This window comes from Pseudomonas sp. AC247 (assembly GCF_979258015.1).
The window spans coordinates 5846645-5868198 of sequence record NZ_OZ409829.1 but is presented as its reverse complement, the minus strand read 5'-3'; the positions used below and the strand labels follow the sequence as shown (position 1 = coordinate 5868198).

The 21554-nt window shown below is 61.8% G+C and carries 18 protein-coding genes; 10 read left to right on the top strand and 8 right to left on the bottom strand.

Features of this window, described 5'->3' with window-relative positions; translation table 11 throughout:
* Positions 1 to 127: 127 nt before the first annotated feature.
* On the top strand, positions 128 to 1528 hold the full coding sequence (gene lpdA, locus ACZZ0B_RS26525) for a dihydrolipoyl dehydrogenase (protein WP_463546606.1): 1401 nt from the start codon (positions 128 to 130) through the stop codon (positions 1526 to 1528).
* 93 nt (positions 1529 to 1621) lie between these two features.
* Here the strand turns inward: lpdA and ACZZ0B_RS26520 are convergent, their stop codons facing one another.
* Positions 1622 to 2095 (bottom strand): Lrp/AsnC family transcriptional regulator, encoded by a 474-nt coding sequence (locus ACZZ0B_RS26520; protein ID WP_053125245.1) that lies wholly within the window; start codon positions 2093 to 2095, stop codon positions 1622 to 1624.
* A 144-nt stretch (positions 2096 to 2239) separates the two neighbouring features.
* Here ACZZ0B_RS26520 and ACZZ0B_RS26515 point away from each other — a divergent pair, with 144 nt between their 5' ends.
* A complete protein-coding gene (locus ACZZ0B_RS26515) occupies positions 2240 to 2869 on the top strand; it encodes a LysE family translocator (RefSeq protein ID WP_463546605.1) in 630 nt (209 codons plus the stop codon).
* Here ACZZ0B_RS26515 and ACZZ0B_RS26510 read toward each other — a convergent pair.
* From ACZZ0B_RS26510 to ACZZ0B_RS26480, 7 genes are all read right to left on the bottom strand, one after another.
* Positions 2866 to 5004: a hypothetical protein gene (locus ACZZ0B_RS26510; RefSeq protein ID WP_463546604.1), complete on the bottom strand. Its 2139-nt coding sequence runs from the start codon at positions 5002 to 5004 to the stop codon at positions 2866 to 2868. The two genes, ACZZ0B_RS26515 and ACZZ0B_RS26510, sit on opposite strands and share 4 nt — an antisense overlap.
* Complete coding sequence (locus ACZZ0B_RS26505) at positions 4991 to 6178, bottom strand: DUF3142 domain-containing protein (RefSeq protein ID WP_463546603.1); 1188 nt, start codon at positions 6176 to 6178, stop codon at positions 4991 to 4993. The genes ACZZ0B_RS26510 and ACZZ0B_RS26505 overlap by 14 nt, the downstream gene beginning before the upstream one ends.
* 159 nt (positions 6179 to 6337) lie before the next feature.
* Positions 6338 to 7165, bottom strand: a complete 828-nt coding sequence (locus ACZZ0B_RS26500; RefSeq protein ID WP_008078903.1) for a class I SAM-dependent methyltransferase — start codon at positions 7163 to 7165, stop codon at positions 6338 to 6340.
* A complete protein-coding gene (locus ACZZ0B_RS26495) occupies positions 7159 to 8313 on the bottom strand; it encodes an acyltransferase family protein (RefSeq protein WP_463546602.1) in 1155 nt (384 codons plus the stop codon). The genes ACZZ0B_RS26500 and ACZZ0B_RS26495 overlap by 7 nt, the downstream gene beginning before the upstream one ends.
* Positions 8310 to 9191, bottom strand: a complete 882-nt coding sequence (locus ACZZ0B_RS26490; protein WP_463546601.1) for a class I SAM-dependent methyltransferase — start codon at positions 9189 to 9191, stop codon at positions 8310 to 8312. The genes ACZZ0B_RS26495 and ACZZ0B_RS26490 overlap by 4 nt, the downstream gene beginning before the upstream one ends.
* Positions 9188 to 10492 carry a glycosyltransferase gene (locus tag ACZZ0B_RS26485; RefSeq protein WP_463546600.1) on the bottom strand — a complete coding sequence of 435 codons (1305 nt, stop codon included), beginning with the start codon at positions 10490 to 10492 and terminating at the stop codon, positions 9188 to 9190. The genes ACZZ0B_RS26490 and ACZZ0B_RS26485 overlap by 4 nt, the downstream gene beginning before the upstream one ends.
* A complete protein-coding gene (locus ACZZ0B_RS26480; protein ID WP_463546599.1) occupies positions 10486 to 12108 on the bottom strand; it encodes a glycosyltransferase in 1623 nt (540 codons plus the stop codon). Before ACZZ0B_RS26480 ends, ACZZ0B_RS26485 begins: the two co-directional genes overlap by 7 nt.
* A 427-nt stretch (positions 12109 to 12535) precedes the next feature.
* Between ACZZ0B_RS26480 and ACZZ0B_RS26475 the strand changes: the two genes are divergently transcribed.
* The 8 genes from ACZZ0B_RS26475 to ACZZ0B_RS26440 are packed head-to-tail and all read left to right on the top strand — an operon-like array spanning position 12536 to position 21545.
* Entirely contained in the window at positions 12536 to 13450 is a 915-nt protein-coding gene (locus tag ACZZ0B_RS26475) for a GDP-mannose 4,6-dehydratase (protein WP_463546598.1), read from the top strand.
* Complete coding sequence (gmd, locus tag ACZZ0B_RS26470; protein ID WP_008078910.1) at positions 13447 to 14418, top strand: GDP-mannose 4,6-dehydratase; 972 nt, start codon at positions 13447 to 13449, stop codon at positions 14416 to 14418. Before ACZZ0B_RS26475 ends, gmd begins: the two co-directional genes overlap by 4 nt.
* A gap of 3 nt (positions 14419 to 14421) precedes the next feature.
* Positions 14422 to 15864, top strand: coding sequence for a mannose-1-phosphate guanylyltransferase/mannose-6-phosphate isomerase (locus ACZZ0B_RS26465; protein ID WP_463546597.1), 1443 nt, complete (start codon positions 14422 to 14424; stop codon positions 15862 to 15864).
* Complete coding sequence (locus ACZZ0B_RS26460) at positions 15865 to 16662, top strand: ABC transporter permease (protein WP_158830546.1); 798 nt, start codon at positions 15865 to 15867, stop codon at positions 16660 to 16662.
* Positions 16662 to 17927: an ABC transporter ATP-binding protein gene (locus ACZZ0B_RS26455; protein ID WP_463546596.1), complete on the top strand. Its 1266-nt coding sequence runs from the start codon at positions 16662 to 16664 to the stop codon at positions 17925 to 17927. The genes ACZZ0B_RS26460 and ACZZ0B_RS26455 overlap by 1 nt, the downstream gene beginning before the upstream one ends.
* Positions 17924 to 19300 (top strand): glycosyltransferase family 4 protein, encoded by a 1377-nt coding sequence (locus ACZZ0B_RS26450; RefSeq protein WP_463546595.1) that lies wholly within the window; start codon positions 17924 to 17926, stop codon positions 19298 to 19300. The genes ACZZ0B_RS26455 and ACZZ0B_RS26450 overlap by 4 nt, the downstream gene beginning before the upstream one ends.
* The gene (locus ACZZ0B_RS26445) at positions 19284 to 20414 is read left to right on the top strand and encodes a glycosyltransferase family 4 protein (protein WP_463546594.1); all 1131 of its coding nucleotides are present in this window, start codon (positions 19284 to 19286) and stop codon (positions 20412 to 20414) included. The genes ACZZ0B_RS26450 and ACZZ0B_RS26445 overlap by 17 nt, the downstream gene beginning before the upstream one ends.
* Positions 20415 to 21545, top strand: coding sequence for a glycosyltransferase family 4 protein (locus ACZZ0B_RS26440; protein ID WP_463546593.1), 1131 nt, complete (start codon positions 20415 to 20417; stop codon positions 21543 to 21545).
* The last annotated feature ends 9 nt before the right edge of the window (positions 21546 to 21554 follow it).

The window sequence follows — 21554 nt, the reverse complement described above, 5'->3', positions numbered from 1 at the left end:
CAAAGATGCTCAACCTGTCGCTTGCCTGAAGCCTTGACCGAAATGTCTGGAAACGCACATATTACGTTCGTAATTTTTATCGACAGCTACTTTTAGCGATCCGCATCCATTCATCAGGAGCAAGCGCATGAGCAACTATGACGTAGTGATTCTGGGCGGCGGCCCCGGTGGATATAACGCGGCGATCCGCGCCGGCCAGTTGGGCCTCAAGGCCGCTTGCGTCGAAGGTCGGGCGACCCTCGGCGGCACCTGCCTGAATGTTGGTTGCATGCCGTCCAAAGCCCTGCTGCACGCCTCGGAGCTGTACGACGCGGCCATGGGTGCGGAATTCGCCAACCTCGGCATCGAAGTCAAACCGACGCTGAACCTCGCGCAAATGATGAAACAGAAAGACGAGAGCGTGACCGGCCTGACCAAAGGCATTGAGTTTCTCTTTCGCAAGAACAAGGTCGACTGGATCAAGGGCTGGGGCCACATCGATGGCCCGGGTAAGGTCACCGTGACTGACGATCAGGGCAACAAGGTCGAGCTGAGCGCCAAGGACATCATCATCGCCACCGGCTCCGAGCCCACTCCCCTGCCCGGCGTCGAGATCGACAACCAACGCATTCTGGATTCAACCGGCGCGCTGTCGCTCAGCGAAGTGCCCAAGCATCTGGTGGTCATCGGTGCCGGCGTCATTGGCCTCGAATTAGGCTCGGTGTGGCGGCGACTGGGCGCGCAAGTGACGGTGGTTGAATACCTCGACCGCATCTGCCCCGGCGTCGATGCCGAGGCTGGCAAGACCCTGCAACGCTCGCTGAGCAAACAGGGCATCGCCTTCAGGTTGAGTTCGAAAGTCACCAGCGCCACGTCTTCTGCCAGCGGTGTGCAACTGAGCGTCGAGCCTGCGGCGGGTGGCACGGCTGAACTGCTCGAAGCCGATTACGTGCTGGTGGCGATTGGGCGCCGTCCGTACACCCAAGGCCTCGGTCTGGAAAACGTTGGCCTGCGCACCGACAAGCGCGGCATGCTCGCCAATAAACAGCATCGCACCGAAGCCGCTGGCGTTTGGGTGATCGGCGACGTGACGTCCGGACCGATGCTCGCGCACAAGGCTGAAGACGAAGCGATGGCCTGCGTCGAGCAGATCCACGGCAAGGCCGGCGAGGTCAATTACGCCTTGATCCCTAACGTCATCTACACCAGACCGGAGCTGGCCAGCGTCGGCAAGACCGAAGAGCAGCTCAAGGCCGAAGGCCGCGCCTACAAGGTCGGCAAGTTTCCGTTCACCGCCAACAGCCGGGCGAAGATCAACCACGAAACCGAGGGGTTCGCCAAAGTCCTTGCGGATGAGCGCACGGATGAAGTGCTTGGCGTGCATTTGGTCGGGCCGAGCGTGAGCGAGATGATTGGCGAGTTTTGTGTGGCGATGGAGTTCAGTGCCTCGGCTGAGGACATTGCGTTGACGTGTCACCCGCACCCTACGCGGTCGGAGGCATTGCGCCAGGCGGCGATGAATGTCGAGGGGATGGCGACGCAGATGTAATCGTTTGGAAGATCAAAAGATCGCAGCCTTCGGCAGCTCCTACAGGGGTACGCATTTCATGTAGGAGCTGCCGAAGGCTGCGATCTTTGCTTGTCAGGCCGGAAGATGTCCCAAAGGCAACGCCCCCGGCGTTTTCACCGTGTGAATCGCGAAGTTGCTGCGAATGTCACTCACCCCCGGCAGTTTCAGCAGGCAACCACTGAGAAAACGGTCGTACGCACGCAAATCCGGCACCACCACCTGCAACAGAAAATCCGATTCCCCCGAGACCAGAAATGCCGAGATTACTTCCGGCAACGCCGTCACCGCTGCGTAAAACGCCTCGGCCTGTTCGTCGTTGTGGCGCTCGACCTTGACCCCGACAAACACCGTCAGGCCCAAGCCGACTTCGTCGCGATCCAGATTGGCCTGATAGCCGCGAATCACCCCGGCCTCCTCCAGCATGCGCACCCGGCGCAGACACGGCGAGGCCGACAGACCGATTTCATCGGCCAGCTCAACGTTGCTGAGGCGTCCGTCACGTTGCAGGGCCGCGAGAATCTTGCGGTCGAAAGCGTCGAGTTTCATGTTTGGCAGATCCACAGAGTTTCAGCACTGAAAACCAGCAGGTTATGCTAAAACAAGGTGATTTTGAAGCTGACTACGCAAGCACCTGCCCCGCCCTCCAGCCCTAGACTGACGTCACCGAATCGACAACGAAAGGACGCTGACGTGGCAAATCTCTGGCTGTTTTTCCTCGCCTTGGCGGTGGTCTATCTGTTGCCCGGCCCGGACATGATCCTGCTCCTGCAAACCGGCGCACGGCAGGGTCGCGGCGCGGCGTTGGCCACGGCGATCGGTTTGGCAATCGCCCGGGGCTGCCATGTCGCATTGGCCGCGCTGGGGCTGGCGGCGCTGTTCAAGGCGGCACCGTGGACGTTTGATGTGATGCGGCTGGCGGGCGCGGCGTATCTGCTGTGGATCGGCGTTCAATGCCTGCGCAGCTCACTGGTGCCAGACTTGGCCACCGGCGCCCTCACCGCGACACCCGGACAATGGCGCGAGGCGATTCGCCGGGGGTTGCTGACTAACCTGCTCAACCCCAAGGCGCTGTTGTTCTGCTCGGTGCTGCTGCCGCAATTCATCGTCAATGACGGCGCGCAGGTCCTCAACCAGTTCGCCGTCCTCGGCCTGCTGCTGGTTGGCGTTGGCCTGCTGTTCGACAGCGCCTACGCCCTGACCGGCGCCGCATTGGGCCGTTGGCTGCAACACAGTCCAACGGCGCAACGCGTTCAACAATGGCTGTTTGGCAGCCTGTTGATCGGCTTTGCGCTGCGGCTGACTTTCGTCCAGCAGGCTTAGCCCTTGCCGGCCTTGCGCCGGCGACGCATGAACAGCGCCAGCGCGACACCGATGAGCAACACAGCGGCGCCGATCTGCACCGGCCATTTGTACGGTCGCAGCGTCGCGCGCACGGCATCGGTCACTTGGGTGACGTAGCGTTTGTCGGCGTTAGCGAAGTCCGGGCTCGGGCACTGTCGGCCGAAATCCTCCGCCCACTGCACGTACGGGCCTTCCTTGACGTAACGCTGATACAGGGCTTTCTGCTCTTCCACGCTGCTGTTGAAGCTGACGGCTTTGCACAGCACCGCAGCAAACGCCTGGCTGGTGTGCGGCAGGTTATCGGCAGCACGATCGGCCAACTCGGTCGCAACGAAACGGTAGTGAAAACGATGCTGCGTCAGGGCTTCACTGGCTTTCTGCCGTTGCACTTCGTCTTCGCTGACCAGCGGCCCGGCGACCAGCTCCTTGTTGCCGAGCTGGTAGAAGCCGCCAAACGACACGTAGTCCGGTGCCATCTCGTAACCGAGAATCTCGAAGCCAGACTCACGCGCAACCACAGCGGCATTGAACAGTGCGGTGGCACGTTTCGTCGGCCACCAGGCGCTCTCTGCCGCCAGGCGCTGCTCACCGTAATACCTGGCTTCTTCCTGCATCGTGCTGTTGGCGAAATAGTCGACGGCTTCGGCGTAATGGCCTTCGCGCAACAAGCGCCGGGCCAGCAGATAGCGCAGGTTCTCGGCTATGTGCAGCTGCTCGGCGTCAGCTCGCCCATCGTCAATCGGCGCTGCCGGGGGCGGGACGTTTTCATCGACGTACTGCTTGAGCTCTTCGACCGTCAGCACCCGCTCGGCGACGGCGGCGGCATCGAACCAATAGATGTTGTTGCTGCGATACAACTGCACAAAGGCTTGCAGGTATTCGCCGCGTTGCAACGCCAGAATCGCGCTTTCGCCCTCGACCCGGCATTTCGGTTGCACGGTTTCAAACGCCCAGTCTGCCGTGAGCTGGTAACCCCACGATTCACTTTGCGGAAACGCCTGCGCAGCTTTGGCGTAAGCGGCGGCAGCGGCATTTTTATCGCCATCGCGCACCGCCAGTTTGGCCCGCAACCACCAGGCCAGCCCGCCATCGCCGGCATTCTCGAGGAAGGCCCTGGCGCTGGCGTAATCACCCTGTTGATAATTCATCGCCGCCAGCCGATCGGCGTTTTCCAGCGTGCCGCGCGTGCTCTGCTGCAGCAGCGTAATGAGTTTTTTCTCGTTCGGCGGCTGCTCGCCAAACGACCAGCCCATTCGGCTGACCAACGATGCGGTGACCAGTTGTTGCACCGGCTTACGCTCCAGCAGCTTCGCCAGCTCAGCCTCGGGCAACTCGGCCAGCTCATTCGTCAGTTGCTTCAACGACGTGTACCCCACGGCCGAACCGTGCAGGTTTTGCGCCTCATACAGTTCAATGGCGCCGCTCCAGTCGCCGGCAGTGCGCAATACCCGCGCCTCTTCGCCAAGGCTGGCCACGCCCAGCTCGAGCGGATCACTGAAACCATCGATGCTCATTTGCCGCGCCTGGCGAAACGCTGCGCGCGATTGCTCCAAGGCTGCGACGGCGTCGTCGGCTTCACTGCTCATGGCAAACCAGGTACGCCCCAGGGAATAGGCCGCCCAGGTGCTGCGCAACGGCCGCTGATCAGCCGGCAGCGCCAACAGCTTGTTGAAATACTCGACCGCCAGCGCATGTTCGCCCGTGGCAAACGCCACCGCGCCCGCCACGTACAGTCGAATTTCAGGCGGCAGACTGGCGCCCTGCTCTGCAACCTGATGTGCATCGGTCAGGCCACGCAGTTGCGCGACCAGCGCGGCCTGCTCGTTGCTCAATCCGAGCTGTTCGGCGTTGTCGCGGGCTTGGGTTGGCGCACTGTCGTCACCGTACATATCGTCGGGATCGTGAGTCGCTGCGGTGACATTCTTGAGCCCGGCGATCGTTTGGCCGAGGCGGCTGATCTCGAACTTGAAGTTGCCCGCCGGCAGATTGGCCAGGGTCTGTCCGCGATCGTCGAGCAGACGATTGGGAAAATCCGGGCCACAGGCCAGCGCGGAACCCAGCGGCAGGCTGAGGCTCAGGCAGAGCAGATGGCGGGGCCAGTTACGGGTCAACATGCGAACCTCCTTGATCAATAGTCGCGCAACGCGCCCAACCGATGGCGCGCTGCCCGCCCGCCGGCAATCGGCCGTCGCGCAGGCGGGTGAAGGTAAGCAGATCGGCGCTCTGTTGCAATGCATATCCGGCGAGCGCATCGGCGCCTTCACAGCCTCGCGCCTTGAGCGTTATCCGCGCCGGCCAAGCGCTGTCGAGATTGCCGCGGTTGTCGAGGCTGATGTCGTAGAGGCCGTGGTGCTCGCTGAACGTCAGGCCGAGCTGACTGACCAGTTGATCACCACGCGCGACCGCACGCAGGGTGGTCAGGCTCCAGGCGCGGCGATCGTTGGCCAGCGGCAAGCGAAACCAGATCAGCCCGGCCAGATGCGCTGGCGGGTCTTCACGCAAAGCCTTGCCGAGTTGGCTCAATGCCAACGGATCGGCGAGCAGTTCGCGGCGTTCACCGGCTCGCTCAAGCTGCACTTCGCTTTCCACCAGCGGCGCGCCGCCGTCATCCGGCAACAGCGCCACGCCATAGGCCGGCAGCGCCAGATAAAACGGCTTGTCGCTGACGCGCGCCCAGGCCTTGCTCCACTTCAACGCCTGCTCAGGATCAAACAGACCGTGGCGTGGATCGCTGACGGCGTGCACTTGCAGCACGCTGCTGTCGACGGTGTGCAGAAGGGTTGGCAGTTGCGCGCTGGACAGCCACGCCGGCAACGCGGTAATGCTCAGTGGCAGCGAATTCGGCAATGCCGCCCGCAGATGCTGAAGAAACTCGCTATAGGCCGGCAATCGCGCATTACCGGCGTCGTGGTCGATCTCGACGCCGCTCGGCGTCAGGCCTTGCGCCTGCCAATCGGCGAGCACCTGAAGAATCTGCGCAGTGACTTGATCCTGATCCAGCGCCTTGAGTTGCCCGTCGAGGCGGATCACCGCGATCACGGGGCGCCCATCGGCTTTCAACAACGACGAATCAACCCGCGCGCGGCGCCAGCCTGCATTGGGAAAGGCTTGCAGCGCCAGCACGCGCAGCGTCGAGAAGTCACTGTGACTATCACGCAGCGCCGTTTCATGGGCGGGCGTCCACTGGCGTTGCCAGACATACAGTTGCTGGTCCAGCACCGGTGCATCGTGCTGCTCGCAGCCTGCAAGCAACAACACCGTGATCAGCATCGAAAAACCGAACCGCATCAAATCGCCAATCCCTGCCGACAAAAGACCGCAGGTTACACAAAAACACTCTGCGACCTGTAGGAGCTGTCGAGTGAAACGAGGCTGCGATCTTTTGATCTTCAAAATCAAATGATCGCAGCCTCGTTTCACTCGACAGCTCCTACAGGCACTCGGAACTCAAGGCTTGCGCGCGATGATCACCTGACTTTTCGCCACCACCGCGTCCAGCGCCTGCTTGATCTGCGCGCCACGCGGCGAATCGAGCACCGCTTGCCAGGTCTCGGCCCAATGATTGAGCAGCGGATGATCCGGGTTGCTGAAATCGACCTTGGCTTCCCAGAACAACAGCATCCACAACGACCAGTAAAAACCGTACTGGCTGTGGCTGATGATCTCCAGCCCCGCCTCGCTGACCATCGCCTTGAACTGCTCTTCGCTGATGACGCGAATGTGGTTGGGCTTCTGGAAATACTCGGGCGCGGCGATGTCTTTCTGCAGGTCTTCGGAGCTTGGGTGCGGCACGCTCAGCAGGTACAACGCGCCCGGTTTGCCGACACGCACCAGTTCCGCGAGAAACTGCGCGGGATCGTCGACGTGTTCGAGCACTTCCGTGGACACCACGCGCGTGGCGGTAGCGTCGGCAATCGGCAACGGATTGCAGTCGGTGACGTGGCATTCGACGTCACGCGCCGGGGTATCGCCCAGGCGCAGGCGGGTCGCCTCGACCTTGGCGCCGTCGATGTCGGCAATGATGATCTTCGCCCCGCGCATGCCGCAGAAATGCACGTTACCGCCATCGCCGCAGCCGACGTCGAGCAAGGTGTCATCGGCCGACACCACAAAGCCTTTGAACAACTCGTTGGTCTCCTGGTTGAACCAGCCGCTGAGCTTGGCATCGTAGAGGCCGAGCATGTACGGATCGACCTTGCCGACGACCGGGGCAACGGGTTCTGCCGGCGCCGGCACGGGCGTCGCCGCCGTGAGTTTCTTCAACAGTCTCAGCATGAGGTGGCTCCAGGGGATGGGACGGCGGTTGGGGTGGTGCCAAGGCGCTTGACCAACGCAGCTCCGCGATTGCGCAGGGGCATTTCGATCAGGCGGTAATTAAGCTCGCTGAGCAGCACGATCAGGCCGCCGGCCATCACCAGCGTGAGGATCGGGTGCCCGGCCGGGCTCGGCAGGCCGGCGCTCTGCAAGCGGAAAATCACTTCACGCACGGTGAGATAAGCGGGAATGTGGATCAGATAAATGCCATAGGAACGACTGCCGACCCACGCCAACAAACGCTGGACCACGCCGGCCGGCATCAGGTAATCACGGTTGTAGGAAGCAATCCATACCAGCACGGCGCACAGCACGGCGATCGAGCCGATGCGGTAATTGGTGAAGGTAAAGCGGTCGGTGGCCATGAAGCTCAACAGCGCGCCGATTCCGATCAGCGCCGCGATGCCGGCCCACGGTCGACGCAGAAAGGTCGGCTGCCAGCGCTGATAACTCGGCTGCGCGCTCCACATCGCCAACAGCACACCGAGTGCCAGCGCATCGGTGCGCACGACCATCAGCAACGGCGTGCGCAAGGTGTAGATCTGCACCGCGACCAGCGCCAGCAACACCCACACCAAGTGCTTGCGGCACAGCACGATCAGCAGCGGGAACAACAGATAGAACTGCTCCTCCAGCGCCAGGCTCCAGTAGACAAAACTGCTGCCGTACTCGTAATGAAAGAAGCTGTCGGCAAAGCGGAAGTTGGCGTATTGCAGGACCCCGGCCAACGTCGCCTGCCAGTTCGCGGCCAATGTTCCGAACGCTCCGGAGCGATTGAAAAACACGCACGCCAGCAGAATCAGCGCCAGCCATAACCAGGCCGACGGCAATAAGCGAAACACCCGGCGCAGCCAGAAATTGCGCGTCTGCGCCCAGTATTGCTGGCGGCTGGTGCAGCCTTGCAGCGCCGGAATCAGGCTGCGCGCAATGACGAAACCGGAAATCGCGAAAAACAGATCGACGCCCCACCACGGCTGCGCCCAGGCATGGATTTTTTCCAGCAGCGGCACCGGATCGGTGAACAGGCTGCCCTGCAGGTGATGAAACAACACACCGAGTACCGCGATGGCGCGCAGGACTTCGATGTCCATGATTCGTTTGCCGTTCATGGCGTGTCTCCGGTGGCCAGCGGTTTGCGGGCGATGATCACTTGGCTCTTGGGCATGAAGCGGTCGAGCGTCTGCTTGATGGCCAGGCCCTCGGGTTGCGTGAGCAAGTCTTGCCAGGTGCGCGCCCAACTCTCCATCAAGGGTGGATACGGCGCCTGGATGCGGTCGCGCACCGCGCCGCCCGGATCACGCCCGGCCGCACGCTCACTGGCCCAGAAAAAAATCATGCCCATCACCCAGAAAAACCCGCTGGCCTGACGGTGCTCGATCACCAGCCCGGCGTCTTCGACCAACGCGGCGAAGCGCTCGGGGGTGAAGATCTGCACATGGTTAGGGGCCTGGTAATAACTATCGGGGGCGATGCCTTTCTGCAAATGCTCGCCCATGGGCGCCGGCACGCTGAGCAGGTACTGCGCACCGGGGCGGCCCATGCGCACCAGTTCAGCCATGAACGGTTCAGGCTCGGTGATGTGCTCGAGCACTTCCATGCACACCACTTTGCTGGCGCAACCGGCGGCCAGTGGCAACGGCAGGCTGTTGCTGACCAGCCCGAGATTCGCCTGCTGGCTTTGCGCCTCGACTTGCCGGGCGAGCTCGCGCACCTTGTCGTATTCGCTGTCGGTGAAGATCACCGAGGCGCCCTGACGCACGGCGAACAACGTCGCCACCCCCTCACCGCAACCGACGTCGAGCAGGGTGTCGTCAGCCGTAATGGCAAAGCCCCTGAGCAATTCGCCGGTGGCATTCAAGAACCAGCCGTCGAGCACCGCATCGTGCAGGCCGACCATGCGCGGCGACACCGTCGCGGGCGGCTCCGGGGCCGGCAGAGGCGTCGGCAGAGGGGGCGCAAACCACCGGGCGAGCAGACGACGAATCATGCGGTCGACGCTTGCACAGTCAGCGTCTTGGCTGGCTCCAGGTGCGCTTCGAAAAACGCCCGCAGACGCTGCTCGGTGCTGGCCTGGCTGCAAAACCGTTCGAGGTTACGCACTGCCCGCGCGGACATGGCGGCATAGCGCTCGACATCGTTTTTCGCCACCGCATAACTGGCGCGATACGCCGCACACAAGGAATCCCAGTCGGTCATGTAGCGCAGAGTGCGGTAGGCCGCTCGTGGGTCATGGGGCCAGGCCGTGAGTTCTTCGGTGAAGTCGACAATGAATGCACAGTCGCGGTCGATGTAGTCGGCCATCGCCGTGTTCAGCGGGGCAATCGCCGGTTTGCCGCACGACATGAATTCCATCAGCGGCAGGCACTGCCCTTCACCGTAGGAACTGTTGACCACGTAACTCGTGGCCTCCACCAGGCGTTCGTAATCAGGGTCGGCCAGATACCCGTGGATGAGCACGATCCGGCACTGATACGCCTGGTTTTTGTAGAGGTGATGGAGCATGTCGTTCAACGCATTGGCGATGTCATGGTGCGTCAGCTTCAGCACCAGCGTCGCGTCCGCCGTATCGCGGAACGTGGTGCAGAACGCGCTGATCATGTCCTGCCAGTTCTTGCGCCCATCGTAGGGGTTGAACACCGAGGTGTAGACCACGCCGTCGAGTTGCAACGTGCAATCCTGCGGCGGACCACTGAACGAGAGGGGAATGCCCTCGCGCAATTCGGCCGGGCCGTAGGCGCGCAGGTCGGTCGTGCGACTGTCGATCAACAGGCCGCGCAGGTTCAGCTGCACGGCCTCGACCACCGGGGATTTGCTCAGGTGTTCACCGCGTGCGGCGAAGCGATCCCACACCGGGGCCGGGATGGCACAGATCGGATAATCCTCGCCCATCACCGCACGCACAGCGTTGACGGTGAACGTCGAATGAGTGATCGCCCTGCCGCTGGCCGCCAACACCACGCGCCAATCGTGGCGCGGTTCACCTTGCCAGCTTTCGGTCGGGATGGTGCTGAACTCCCAGGCGAATACCGGGATGGTCGGACAGGCGTAATGCGTCGGTGTGCGATGAGGCGGCGAGAACGACAGGTACACACACGCCTCGCCCCGGCTCTGGCAGTCGAAATACAGACGATCAACCAACTCGTCCGGGTGACTGACTTCTATCACCTGACCGATGCGCTCCAGTACCGGGCGAAATTCCTTGAGCACAAAGTAATAGCTGTACTCGGGCCGCCCGAGGTTTTGCTGGATATTGCTCTTGTTGGTTTCCGAATGAATGATGATCAGCATGCGGCGGTCCCCGCTTCGGCTGCCTGTGGCGCTGTGGTACGCATCGGCGTCAACCCGAGAAATTGCGCCAGGCGCTGCTGCACCGGGGCAAAGCTGCAGTAATCGTGCATGCGTTGCTCAGCGGCGGCGGCCATGGCCAGATAGGCTTGAGGCTGGTTCTTGGCCATCGCGTAGCTGTCCTCATAAGCGGCTTTCAACGATCCCCAGTCGGGGCGATGGCGCAGGGTGCGATAGAGGATGCGCACGTCTTCCGGCCAGATCGTCGGCTCGCGGCTCGACTTGACGATGAAGCCGACGTGTTCGTCGATGTAATCGCCCATCGCCGTGTGATTCGGCGCAATCACCGGCCGTGCGCACGACATGAATTCCATCAACGGCAGGCACAAGCCTTCGCAGCGCGAGGCGTTGACGTAGAAACTCGCCGCGCCATACAACCGGGCGAATTCTTCATCTTCCAGATAGCCGTGCATGACCACCACACGACAGGCAAACGGTGAGAGTTGCGAGAGCAGCGTGATCAGGTGAACGTAGTAGCTCGACAGGTCGTTCTGGGTGATTTTCAGCACCAGCGTCGCATCTTCGGCATCGCGCATGGCCCAGCAGAACGCGGTGATCAGGTGATGCCAGTTCTTGCGCCCGTCCTCGGGATTGAACACGCTGACGTAGACCACGCCACTGACGTCGATCTGCACCTGTTCCTGGGTATCGGGCAGCACGGCTTGCGGGTGTTCGGCCTGTTCAAGGGCCTCCGTGACGCTGGTCGCCAGCGGCAAGGAGGCAGCAGAGGAGGCACGCCGTGCGGCGATTTTCTCGCGCAGCGCGGCGGGCAGCAGGTCGCTGACCGCTTCGCGGTACCACAGCAGCGCATGGTGTTTGAGCAAAAACAGCGGCCCATGCTCGGACGGGCTCGTGAGGCCGCGATAGCCCTCACGCAGGTAATGTTTGGTGATGAATGCCCGACGCCGCAAGGTCAACGCCGGTGCTGTCGCGGGCTCGGCAACCGGTTCAGCCAGACCGCGCACTTCCAGCTCCTGTTCACTGTGAATCGGCGCGATCAGGCCATCAGCAGACAACCCCAATGCCCGGCTGTCGATGATGCAGCCCTTGATCTGCAACGTCGCCCCCGCGCTCGAAGCGGCGGCCGGGTAGTGCTGACGTACACCGGCAAAGCCCTCCCACAACGGTGTCGGCAGGACCAGCACAGGGAAGTCTTCACCCATCGTGCGGCGAATCGCTGCGGCCGTGTGGCTGGACAACGTGATGACCCGACCATGACGCGCCAGGGTCTGGCTCCAGTCCTGGCGCGGATCATCGTCGTGGCACTCGGACGGGATCGAATCGTACTCCCACGCAATCACGCACACCGTTGGGCATTGCAGGTCGGTCGGGGTCTTGTGCGGCGGCGAGAACGACAGAAAGAGACAGTCCTGACCGGCCTCCTGCAACTGCCGATACAGCGGATCGACTTCAGACGCCGACGCCACCACGTGGACTCGCCCAAGGCTTTCCAGCACCGGGCGATAGGCCTTGAGTACGAAGTAGTAACTGTATTCGGGACGCCCGAGACTCTGGCTGATGGAGCGGTCGTTGACGTCCGAGTAAAGAATGAAATTCATGGCATCCCACGATGAAACCACCATCCCGGCAGTCTCATGCTATGACGGCCAAGCGTCGGATCGAGTCGGTATTACCGGCAATCGTCCGTCGTCATGGAGTACGTCTTCGTTCTTGTTTTAGTGGTCGGTTTCACTCCGGCTCGCAACCCTTCCGGCGAACTTTGAAGGATGGCGGCGAAGGGCATTCTAAACACATCCATCAAGGATCCGTGAACCGCCCGGCGAGAATAAATTTGGCTACGCTGACGAGAACTGACCAGTCACGGTTTGGCCTGTTGAAATTGCCGAGCAATTGGCACAGATTGTTAACAAACAACTACAACAACTGACTTCGCCCGTCTTTTAGCCGGTTTTTCTTTCGGTCTGTAAGACCTTCCCCCAAAGCCTGTGGGAAAGTGGCGCAAGTTCAAGACCAAGGGGTCGCTGTTTGAAAAAGCGTCTGTTCGTCACGGGTCTCAGTGGATTCGTGGGACAACATATTCAGTCGCGTCTGGCGTTGGCGGATTCGTCGTGGGAGCTGCTGCCTGCCGCTGCGCCCTACGACCTCACCGATCCGCACAGCCTCACCGACCTTTGGCCGCAACTGCCGGATGCCGTCATTCATCTGGCCGGCCAGACCTTCGTCCCCGAAGCCTTCCGCGATCCGGCGCGCACCCTCGAAATCAACCTGCTCGGTACCCTCAACCTGTTGCAAGCCCTCAAGGCGCGCGGCTTTGCCGGCACATTCCTGTATGTGAGCTCCGGTGACGTCTATGGCCAAGTCGGCGAAAACCACCTGCCGATCACCGAGCAACAACCGCCCTGCCCGCGCAACCCCTACGCCGTGAGCAAACTCTCGGCGGAATTCCTCAGCCTGCAATGGGGCCTGAGCGAAGCCTGGCCGGTACTGGTCGCGCGGCCGTTCAATCACATCGGCAGCGGTCAAAACCCAAGCTTTGTGATTGCCAGTGCCGCCCGCCAGATCAATCGCATCAAACAAGGCCTGCAGGCACCGCAGCTGGAAGTCGGCGATATCGACGTGACACGGGATTTTCTCGATGTCGGCGATGTGATCTCGGCCTACTTCGCGCTGCTGGAAAAAGGCACACCGGGGCAGGTCTACAACATCTGCTCGGGCCGTGAACAGAGCATCCGCAGCCTGATCGAGCAGCTCGGTGATCTGGCCGAGGTCGAGCTGCAACTGGTTCAGGACCCGGCGCGCATGCGGCGCGCCGATCAGCGTCGCGTTTGCGGCAGCCATGCCAGGCTGACCCAGACCACAGGATGGACGCCTGAAATCACTACACAACAATCCCTGCGGGCGATCCTGTCCGACTGGGAGACGCGAGTAAGCCAAGAATGACAAAAAGTGCACTGATCACAGGGATCACCGGCCAGGACGGCGCGTATCTGGCCAAGCTGTTGCTCGACAAGGGCTACAAGGTTCACGGCCTCGTCGCACGGCGCAGCAGCGATTCGCGCTGGCGCCTGCGCGAGCTGGGCGTCGAAGCCGACATTGTCTATCTGGACGGTGACATGGCCGATGCCTGCTCGGTACAGCGTGCGGTCATTCAATCGGCGCCGGACGAAATTTATAACCTCGCCGCGCAGAGCTTTGTCGCCGCCTCGTGGAATCAGCCGGTGACCACCGGCATCGTCGATGGCCTGGGCGTCACCCACGTGCTCGAAGCGATCCGCCAGTTCAGCCCGCACACCCGCTTTTATCAGGCCTCGACCAGCGAAATGTTCGGCCTGATCCAGGCCGAACAGCAGGACGAGAACACGCCGTTCTACCCGCGCAGCCCTTACGGCGTGGCCAAGCTGTACGGCCACTGGATCACCGTCAACTACCGTGAAAGCTTCAATCTGCACGCCAGCAGCGGCATCCTCTTCAACCATGAATCGCCACTGCGCGGCATCGAGTTCGTCACCCGCAAAGTCACCGACGCCGCCGCTCGCATCAAGCAAGGCAAACAGCAGGAGCTGGCGCTGGGCAACATCGACGCGAAACGCGACTGGGGTTTCGCCGGCGACTACGTCGAAGCCATGTGGCTGATGCTGCAACAGGACAAGCCTGACGATTTCGTGGTCGCCACCGGCGTCACCACCACGGTGCGCGAAATGTGCCGCATCGCCTTCGATCACGTCGGCCTCAACTACCGCGATTACGTGAAGATCGACCCGGCATTCTTCCGTCCGGCCGAAGTTGAAGTGCTGCTCGGCAATCCGGCCAAGGCTCAGCGCGTGCTGGGCTGGAAGCCGAAAACCGACCTGGATACCTTGATCCGCATGATGATGGATGCGGACATGAAACGCGTCGCCAAGGAGTAGGCCATGCTGATCCCCGTGATTCTGTCCGGCGGTGCCGGCACCCGTTTGTGGCCGGTGTCCCGTGAGGGCCATCCCAAGCCGTTCATGACCCTGCCCGACGGCCAGTCGCTGCTCGGCAAGACCTACCAGCGTGCCGCCGCATTGCTGGACGGCTGGGGCGACATTGTCACGGTGACCAACCGCGAGTACTACTTCCAGAGCAAGGATCACTATTGCGCCGCCCACGTGTCGCGCCATCGCGGGCACTTCCTGCTGGAGCCGACCGGGCGCAACACCGCCCCGGCGATTGCCGCAGCCGCCCTGGCACTGCAAGCGTTGCACGGCGACGAGGCAATCATGGTGGTGATGCCGGCCGACCATTTGATCGTCAATCAGGACGCGCTGAAAACCGCCGTCGAGCACGCGGTCAATCTGGCGAAGGACGGTTACCTGGTGACCTTCGGCGTCACACCAACAGCGCCGGAAACCGGCTTCGGCTACATCGAGACCGGTGCACCGCTGGACGCCAGGGGCGCCGCCAAAGTGCAGCGTTTCGTCGAGAAACCCGACCTGCAAACCGCTACGCATTACCTGGAAAGCGGCAACTTCCTGTGGAACTCGGGGATGTTCTGCTTCACCACCGCGGCGGTCATTGCCGAATTGCAATTGCACGCGCCTGAGTTGCTGGAGCAGACCCGCGCCTGCATGGCCGCCAGCGCGCCGATCGAAACCGTTGGCTGCCTGCAACAGGAACTGTCGCCGGCACTGTTCGCTGAAATCACCGACATTTCCATCGACTACGCGCTGATGGAGCGCTCGGAAAAAGTCGTCGTGGTGCCGGCCGGTTTCGACTGGAGCGACATCGGTTCCTGGGGCGCCGTCGCCGCCCTGGTGCCGGCCGATGCCGACAACAATCGCGCCAGTGGCGAAGCGATCTTCATCGACAGCCACAACAACTTCGTGCAGAGCGAAGGGCGGCTGGTGGCCGCCGTCGGTGTCGATAACCTGATCGTCATCGATACCGCCGACGCGGTGCTGGTGGCCCATGCCGACCGTGCGCAGGATGTACGGCGCGTGGCCAAGCAACTCAAGGACACCTCCCACGAGGCCTATCGGCTGCACCGCACGGTCAGCCGTCCGTGGGGGACGTACACCGTGCTTGAGGAAGGCCCGCGCTTCAAGATCAAGCGCATCGTGGTCAAGCCCGGCGGCAAACTCTCCCTGCAGATGCACCATCACCGCAACGAACACTGGGTGGTGGTCGAAGGCATGGCCAAGGTTACCAACAACGGTTCCGGCACCCACCTGGTGGCGAAGAATGAATCGACGTTCATTGCCGCCGGTCATCGCCATCGCCTGGAAAACCCCGGCGTGATCGATCTGGTGATCATCGAAGTGCAAAGCGGCGAATACCTGGGAGAGGACGACATCGTTCGCTTCGAAGACCAATACGGCAGGACGGATTGAATGCTGCTTTCCCTGTATCGCTCGCTGCGCAGCTACCGTGGATTCATCCTCGGCAGCGTCAAGCGAGAGTTTCAAGCACGCTATCGCAACTCGTTGTTCGGTGCCCTGTGGACGGTACTCAATCCACTGTCGATGATCATCGTGTACACGGTGATCTTTTCCCAGATCATGCGCGCCCGCCTGCCGGGCGTGGACGATGGCCTGGCCTACAGCGTCTATCTCTGCGCCGGCCTGCTGACCTGGGGCCTGTTCGCTGAAATCACCACGCGCAGCCAGAGCATGTTTCTGGAAAACGCCAACCTGCTGAAGAAAATCAGCTTCCCGCGCATCTGCCTGCCGGTCATTGCGCTGCTAAATGCCGGCATCAACTTCGCGATCATCCTGGGCCTGTTCTTCGGGTTCCTGCTGATCAGCGGGCGCTTGCCCGGCATGGCCTTGCTGGCGCTGATACCGTTGCTGATCCTGCAGGTGATCTTTGCGGCCGGGCTGGGCATGTTGCTGGGTATTCTCAATGTGTTTTTTCGCGATGTCGGGCAGATGTTCGGCATCTGCCTGCAATTCTGGTTCTGGCTGACGCCGATCGTTTACCCGCTGTCGATCCTGCCCCCGGGGATCCAGCACTTGATCGGGCTCAACCCGATGACGGCCCTGATGACCAGCTACCAGAATGTCTTCCTCTACAACCAATGGCCGGTCTGGTCCTCACTGACCCCGCTGCTGGTCATCGGCCTGCTGCTCTGCGCCATGGCGCTGCGGCTGTTTCGCCAGCGTGTCGGTGAAATGGTGGACGAACTCTGATGGGACATATTCGCGTCAGCGGCCTGGCCAAGGCCTACAAACAATACCCGAACCGCTGGAGCCGTCTGCTCGAATGGCTGGTGCCGTTTTCCCCCAGGCGCCATCACCTGCACTGGGTCCTGCAGGACATCGATTTCGAGATCAAACCCGGTGAGTCGGTCGGCATCGTTGGCGTCAACGGCGCGGGCAAAAGCACCCTGCTGAAGATGATCACCGGCACCACGCAACCGACCTGTGGACAGATTCAACTGGAAGGCCGGGTGGCGGCGCTGCTGGAACTGGGCATGGGTTTCCACCCGGATTTTACCGGTCGGCAGAACGCTTTCATGGCCGGCCAGTTGCTCGGCATGCAGGTTGAAGAAATCGAAGCGTTGATGCCGCAGATCGAGGGTTTTGCCGAAATCGGCGACGCCATCGATCATCCCGTACGCACCTACTCCAGCGGCATGCAGATGCGCCTGGCCTTCAGCGTCGCCACTGCGCGACGCCCGGACATTCTCATCGTCGACGAAGCCCTGTCGGTGGGCGACGCCTACTTTCAGCACAAAAGCTTCGAGCGCATCCGCAGCTTCCGCAAGGCCGGCACCACGTTGTTGATCGTGTCCCATGACCGCTCCGCCATTCAGTCGATCTGCGATACCGCGATCCTCCTCGAAAACGGTCGCCTGGCCATGCGCGGCAAGCCTGAAGAAGTGATGGATTACTACAACGCCATGCTCGCCCAGCGCGAAGGCCAGATCGTCCGTCAGGAGATGCTCGCCAACGGCCAGGTACGGACCATTTCCGGTACCGGCGAAGCAGGGATTGTCAGCGTACGCCTGCTCGACGCGCAGGGCCGCAGCCTTGAAGTGGCCGAAGTCGGTCAACCGGTGGTGCTGGAAGTGCAGACGGAAATTCGTCAGGACATCGAACGGTTGATTCTCGGTTTCATGATCAAGGATCGCCTCGGCCAGGCGATTTATGGCATCAACACCCATCGCCTCGACAAAGCCGTGACCGACCTGAGCGCCGGCGAGCGCGTGACCTTCCGCTTCGCCTTCGACATGCGCCTGGGCAAGGGCAGTTATTCAGTGGCATTGAGCCTGTCGCGCCTGGACTCGCACCTGGACCGCAATTTCGAATGGCGCGACTACGGCCTGGTGTTCCATGTGATCAACAATCGCCAGGAAGACTTCGTCGGCTGTTCGTGGCTGGAGGCACAAACCGAAATCACCCGCTCCAGCGAAACACTTCTGCAAACGCCTGCCACGGAGACCTTGCGATGACGCGATTGTTGGTGGAGTGCACGTACGTTTTCGAACACCCCTCCGCCAACTCGGGCATTCAGCGCGTGGTGCGCAACGTCATCCAGCAACTGCCGGCAGCCGACGACACCGTTGAATGCATCCCGGTGGTGATGATCGATGGCGGTTTGTATGAGGTTAAAAGCCTGGCGCCGCTGAAATCGTTGAAGCTCGACCTGATCGGCCTGCGGGTAAAACTGGAGCAATGGGCCAACGCCTTCTGGTTGCGCCACCGTGCCGTCGAGCGTCGTCGCCCGTTCAGCCAGTCGCACTTTGCCCGGCGGGTTTTGTACGTCGGCTGCCGGCTCACCGCGCTTGCCTGTTTCAGCTTACCGATGCGCCTGCTGGGACGCGCCCTCAAGGGCAAACACATCCCCGAACGTTGCGTGCCGCTGGCGCATCGCCCCGGCGATCAACTGGTGCTGCTCGACTCGTCGTGGCACGCCAACTTTTTCCCCCTCGCCGAGCAACTCAAGCGCGAAGGGGTCGGCATCATTTCGGTGATTTACGACCTGATCCCGCTGACCCATCCGCAGTTTTGCGACGCCGGGCTGGTCAAGGTCTTCAATGACTGGTTCGACTGGATTGCGCGCACCGCCGATGGCTACGTGGCGATCTCGACCACGATCCGCGATCAGGTCCGCCAGGAGATGCAACGCCGGATCGGCTCACAGCAGGTGGCGCAGCGCTGGTTCGATTATTTCCATCTCGGCTCCGAGCTGGACTTGAGCGACGCCGATGCCGCTGTCGACCGCGGCTTGCTGCAACTGTTCGAAACGCCGGAGCCGGTGTTCCTCATGGTCAGCACCATCGAACCGCGGAAAAACCATGCCTACCTGCTGGATGCGTTTGATCGTGCCTGGGCTGACGGCTCCCGCGCGAGGTTGTGCATCGTCGGCAAAATCGGCTGGAAGTGCGAGGCGCTGATCGACCGCATCCGCCAACACCGCGAATTGAATCGACGCCTGTTCATGTTCAATTCACTCTCGGACAAAAGCCTCGAACACGCCTACGAGCACGCCACGGCGCTGGTGTTCCCGTCGCACGTCGAAGGGTTCGGCCTGCCGCTGGTGGAGGCCATGCAACGCGGATTGCCGGCGATGGGCAGCGACATTCCGGTGTTCCGTGAAATCGGCGGCGACTACATGGCTTATTTCGACCTTGCTGACCCACAGCGCCTGACGGATCTGGTGATCGGCATGGACCGCAACCCGACATTCCCGGCACTGCTGAGCCTGGAACACTGGCGCTGGCTGAGCTGGCGCGAAGCAAGCGCGCAATTGGTCGAGCGCATCGAGCGCAACCTGAACACGGCGCAGCCTGCCATAGAGAGTCAGCATGCGCATTGCTCTTAACGCTCGCATTCTCCAGGCGCCGCGCACCGGCATCGGCCATTACGTGGCCGAACTGGTCAGCGCCTTGCGCCATCAACCCGATATCGAGGTGACGTTGTTCCACGGCTGGGGCTGGAGTTCGGCACTGCCGGAAGCGGCCATGCCCGGTTACTCACGCCTGACGCCACTGTTGCGGCAAATTCCCGGGGCCTATCAGGCGCGCCGCTGGCTGGAGCAGAAACGCTTCGATCAGGGCCGCGCGCAGGGCATCGACCTCTATCACGAACCGAGCCTGTGGCCGCTGGCCTTCGACGGCCCGACCGTGATCACCCTGCACGACCTGACCCACCTGCATTTCCCCGAGACCCAGCCACCGGCACGGCTCAAGGAAATCGAGCGGCGGCTGGCCTTGGGGGTGCAACAGGCGCAAGTGATCCTGACCGACTCGCAGGCGATTGCCGACGAGGCGCAAGCCTATTTCGGCCTGCCCAGTGAACGTTTCGTGGTGGCGCCACTGGGCGTCGCCGAGCGTTTTCACCCGCGTGAGCCGAGCGCCATCGACGCGGCCCTCAAGGCGCATGCGGTGGCGGCGCGGGAGTATTTTCTGTGCGTCGGCACGCTGGAGCCGCGCAAGAACCTTGGCCTCGCCCTGCGCGCCCATGCCCTGTTGCCGGAGCCCGTGCGTCAGCGTTATCCGTTGCTGATCGTCGGCATGGCCGGCTGGGAGCGCGATCAGTTCAGCGAACCTTTGCGCCAGGCACTGGCCAGCGGGCATGTGTGCCTGCTTGGTTATCTGCCCGATGAACAGGTGGCGCAGCTGCTGGCCGGGGCCCGTGCGCTGATTTTTCCATCGCTGTATGAGGGGTTTGGTCTGCCGGTACTGGAGGCCATGGCCAGCGGCACACCGGTGGTGCTCACACAGTCTTCGGCCATGCCGGAAGTCGCGGGCGCCGCGGGCAACTATATTGAAGCTGACGATGCAGAAGGCCTGCGTGATGCGCTGAGCCGACTGATCGATGATCAAGCGCATTGGCAGGCATGCCAAGAAGCCGGGTTGCAGCAGTCACGGCTTTTTTCCTGGGAGCGTTGTGCACGGGCCACGGCCGGTGCCTACCACCAGGCCATGGGAGGTTGAATGCGAGTTCTTCATTTTTTCAAAACGTACCTGCCGGATTCGGTCGGCGGCATCGAACAAGTGATCTTCCAACTCTGCGAAAGCGGCGCCCAGCACGGCATCGACGGTCAGGTTCTGACCCTCAGCGCCGACCCGACACCGCCGGTGGTGCAACTCGGCCAACACGAAGTGCACCGCGCCAGACTCGACATTCAATTCGCCTCCACCGGGTTTTCCTGGAGCGTGTTCAAACAGTTTCGCGAACTGGCGGCCGAGGCCGACGTGATCAACTACCACTTCCCGTGGCCGTTCATGGACCTGGTGCATTTCGCCAGCGCCCTGAACAAACCGAGCGTGGTCACTTACCACTCGGACATCATCCGTCAGAAGCACCTGCTCAAACTCTACCGGCCGCTGATGAACCGCTTTCTCGCCAGCGCCGACCGTATCGTCGCCGCTTCGCCGAACTACCTGCACACCAGCGATGTGTTGCAGCAGTTCCAGGATAAGACCCGGGTCATTCCCTACGGCTTGAACAAGGCCGGTTATCCACAGCCTGACGCGCAGCGCATGAATCGCTGGCGCCAGCAGCTTGGGGATAAGTTTTTCCTGTTCGTCGGGGTGATGCGTTATTACAAAGGCCTGCATATCCTGCTCGATGCACTGAAAGACGTCGATTACCCGGTAGTCATCGTCGGTGCCGGGCCGCTGGAGCTGGAACTGCATGCGCAGGCGCAGGCGTTGGGCCTGCGCAACATTCACTTCCTCGGGCGCCTGGGGGATGAAGACAAGGTCGCGCTGCTGCAACTGAGCTACGCCATCGTCTTCCCTTCGCACCTGCGTTCGGAAGCGTTCGGGATTTCCTTGCTCGAAGGGGCGATGTACGGCAAACCGATGATTTCCAGCGAGATCGGCACCGGCACCAGCTACATCAATATCCACAACGAGACCGGTTTGGTTGTGCCCCCCAGTAATCCACAGGCATTTCGCGAGGCGATGCGTACCTTGTGGGACGATCCGGTGCGCGCCGCGGCGATGGGCGTGAAAGCAGAAGCCCGTTATCGGCAGTTGTTCACAGCGGATGACATGGGCCGCAAATGGACGGAGTTGTATCAGGAACTGCTGGAAGAAAAATCCCTGTCCTACGCCTGATTCGAAACC

What these genes read in the sequence shown, in the direction of transcription:
- lpdA (WP_463546606.1), top strand. Translation starts at nt 128, where the DNA reads ATGAGCAACTATGACGTAGTGATTCTGGGCGGCGGCCCCGGTGGATAT.
- ACZZ0B_RS26520 (WP_053125245.1), bottom strand. Translation starts at nt 2,095, where the DNA reads ATGAAACTCGACGCTTTCGACCGCAAGATTCTCGCGGCCCTGCAACGT.
- ACZZ0B_RS26510 (WP_463546604.1), bottom strand. Translation starts at nt 5,004, where the DNA reads ATGTTGACCCGTAACTGGCCCCGCCATCTGCTCTGCCTGAGCCTCAGC.
- ACZZ0B_RS26505 (WP_463546603.1), bottom strand. Translation starts at nt 6,178, where the DNA reads ATGCGGTTCGGTTTTTCGATGCTGATCACGGTGTTGTTGCTTGCAGGC.
- ACZZ0B_RS26500 (WP_008078903.1), bottom strand. Translation starts at nt 7,165, where the DNA reads ATGCTGAGACTGTTGAAGAAACTCACGGCGGCGACGCCCGTGCCGGCG.
- ACZZ0B_RS26495 (WP_463546602.1), bottom strand. Translation starts at nt 8,313, where the DNA reads ATGAACGGCAAACGAATCATGGACATCGAAGTCCTGCGCGCCATCGCG.
- ACZZ0B_RS26490 (WP_463546601.1), bottom strand. Translation starts at nt 9,191, where the DNA reads ATGATTCGTCGTCTGCTCGCCCGGTGGTTTGCGCCCCCTCTGCCGACG.
- ACZZ0B_RS26485 (WP_463546600.1), bottom strand. Translation starts at nt 10,492, where the DNA reads ATGCTGATCATCATTCATTCGGAAACCAACAAGAGCAATATCCAGCAA.
- ACZZ0B_RS26480 (WP_463546599.1), bottom strand. Translation starts at nt 12,108, where the DNA reads ATGAATTTCATTCTTTACTCGGACGTCAACGACCGCTCCATCAGCCAG.
- gmd (WP_008078910.1), top strand. Translation starts at nt 13,447, where the DNA reads ATGACAAAAAGTGCACTGATCACAGGGATCACCGGCCAGGACGGCGCG.
- ACZZ0B_RS26465 (WP_463546597.1), top strand. Translation starts at nt 14,422, where the DNA reads ATGCTGATCCCCGTGATTCTGTCCGGCGGTGCCGGCACCCGTTTGTGG.
- ACZZ0B_RS26460 (WP_158830546.1), top strand. Translation starts at nt 15,865, where the DNA reads ATGCTGCTTTCCCTGTATCGCTCGCTGCGCAGCTACCGTGGATTCATC.
- ACZZ0B_RS26455 (WP_463546596.1), top strand. Translation starts at nt 16,662, where the DNA reads ATGGGACATATTCGCGTCAGCGGCCTGGCCAAGGCCTACAAACAATAC.
- ACZZ0B_RS26450 (WP_463546595.1), top strand. Translation starts at nt 17,924, where the DNA reads ATGACGCGATTGTTGGTGGAGTGCACGTACGTTTTCGAACACCCCTCC.
- ACZZ0B_RS26445 (WP_463546594.1), top strand. Translation starts at nt 19,284, where the DNA reads ATGCGCATTGCTCTTAACGCTCGCATTCTCCAGGCGCCGCGCACCGGC.
- ACZZ0B_RS26440 (WP_463546593.1), top strand. Translation starts at nt 20,415, where the DNA reads ATGCGAGTTCTTCATTTTTTCAAAACGTACCTGCCGGATTCGGTCGGC.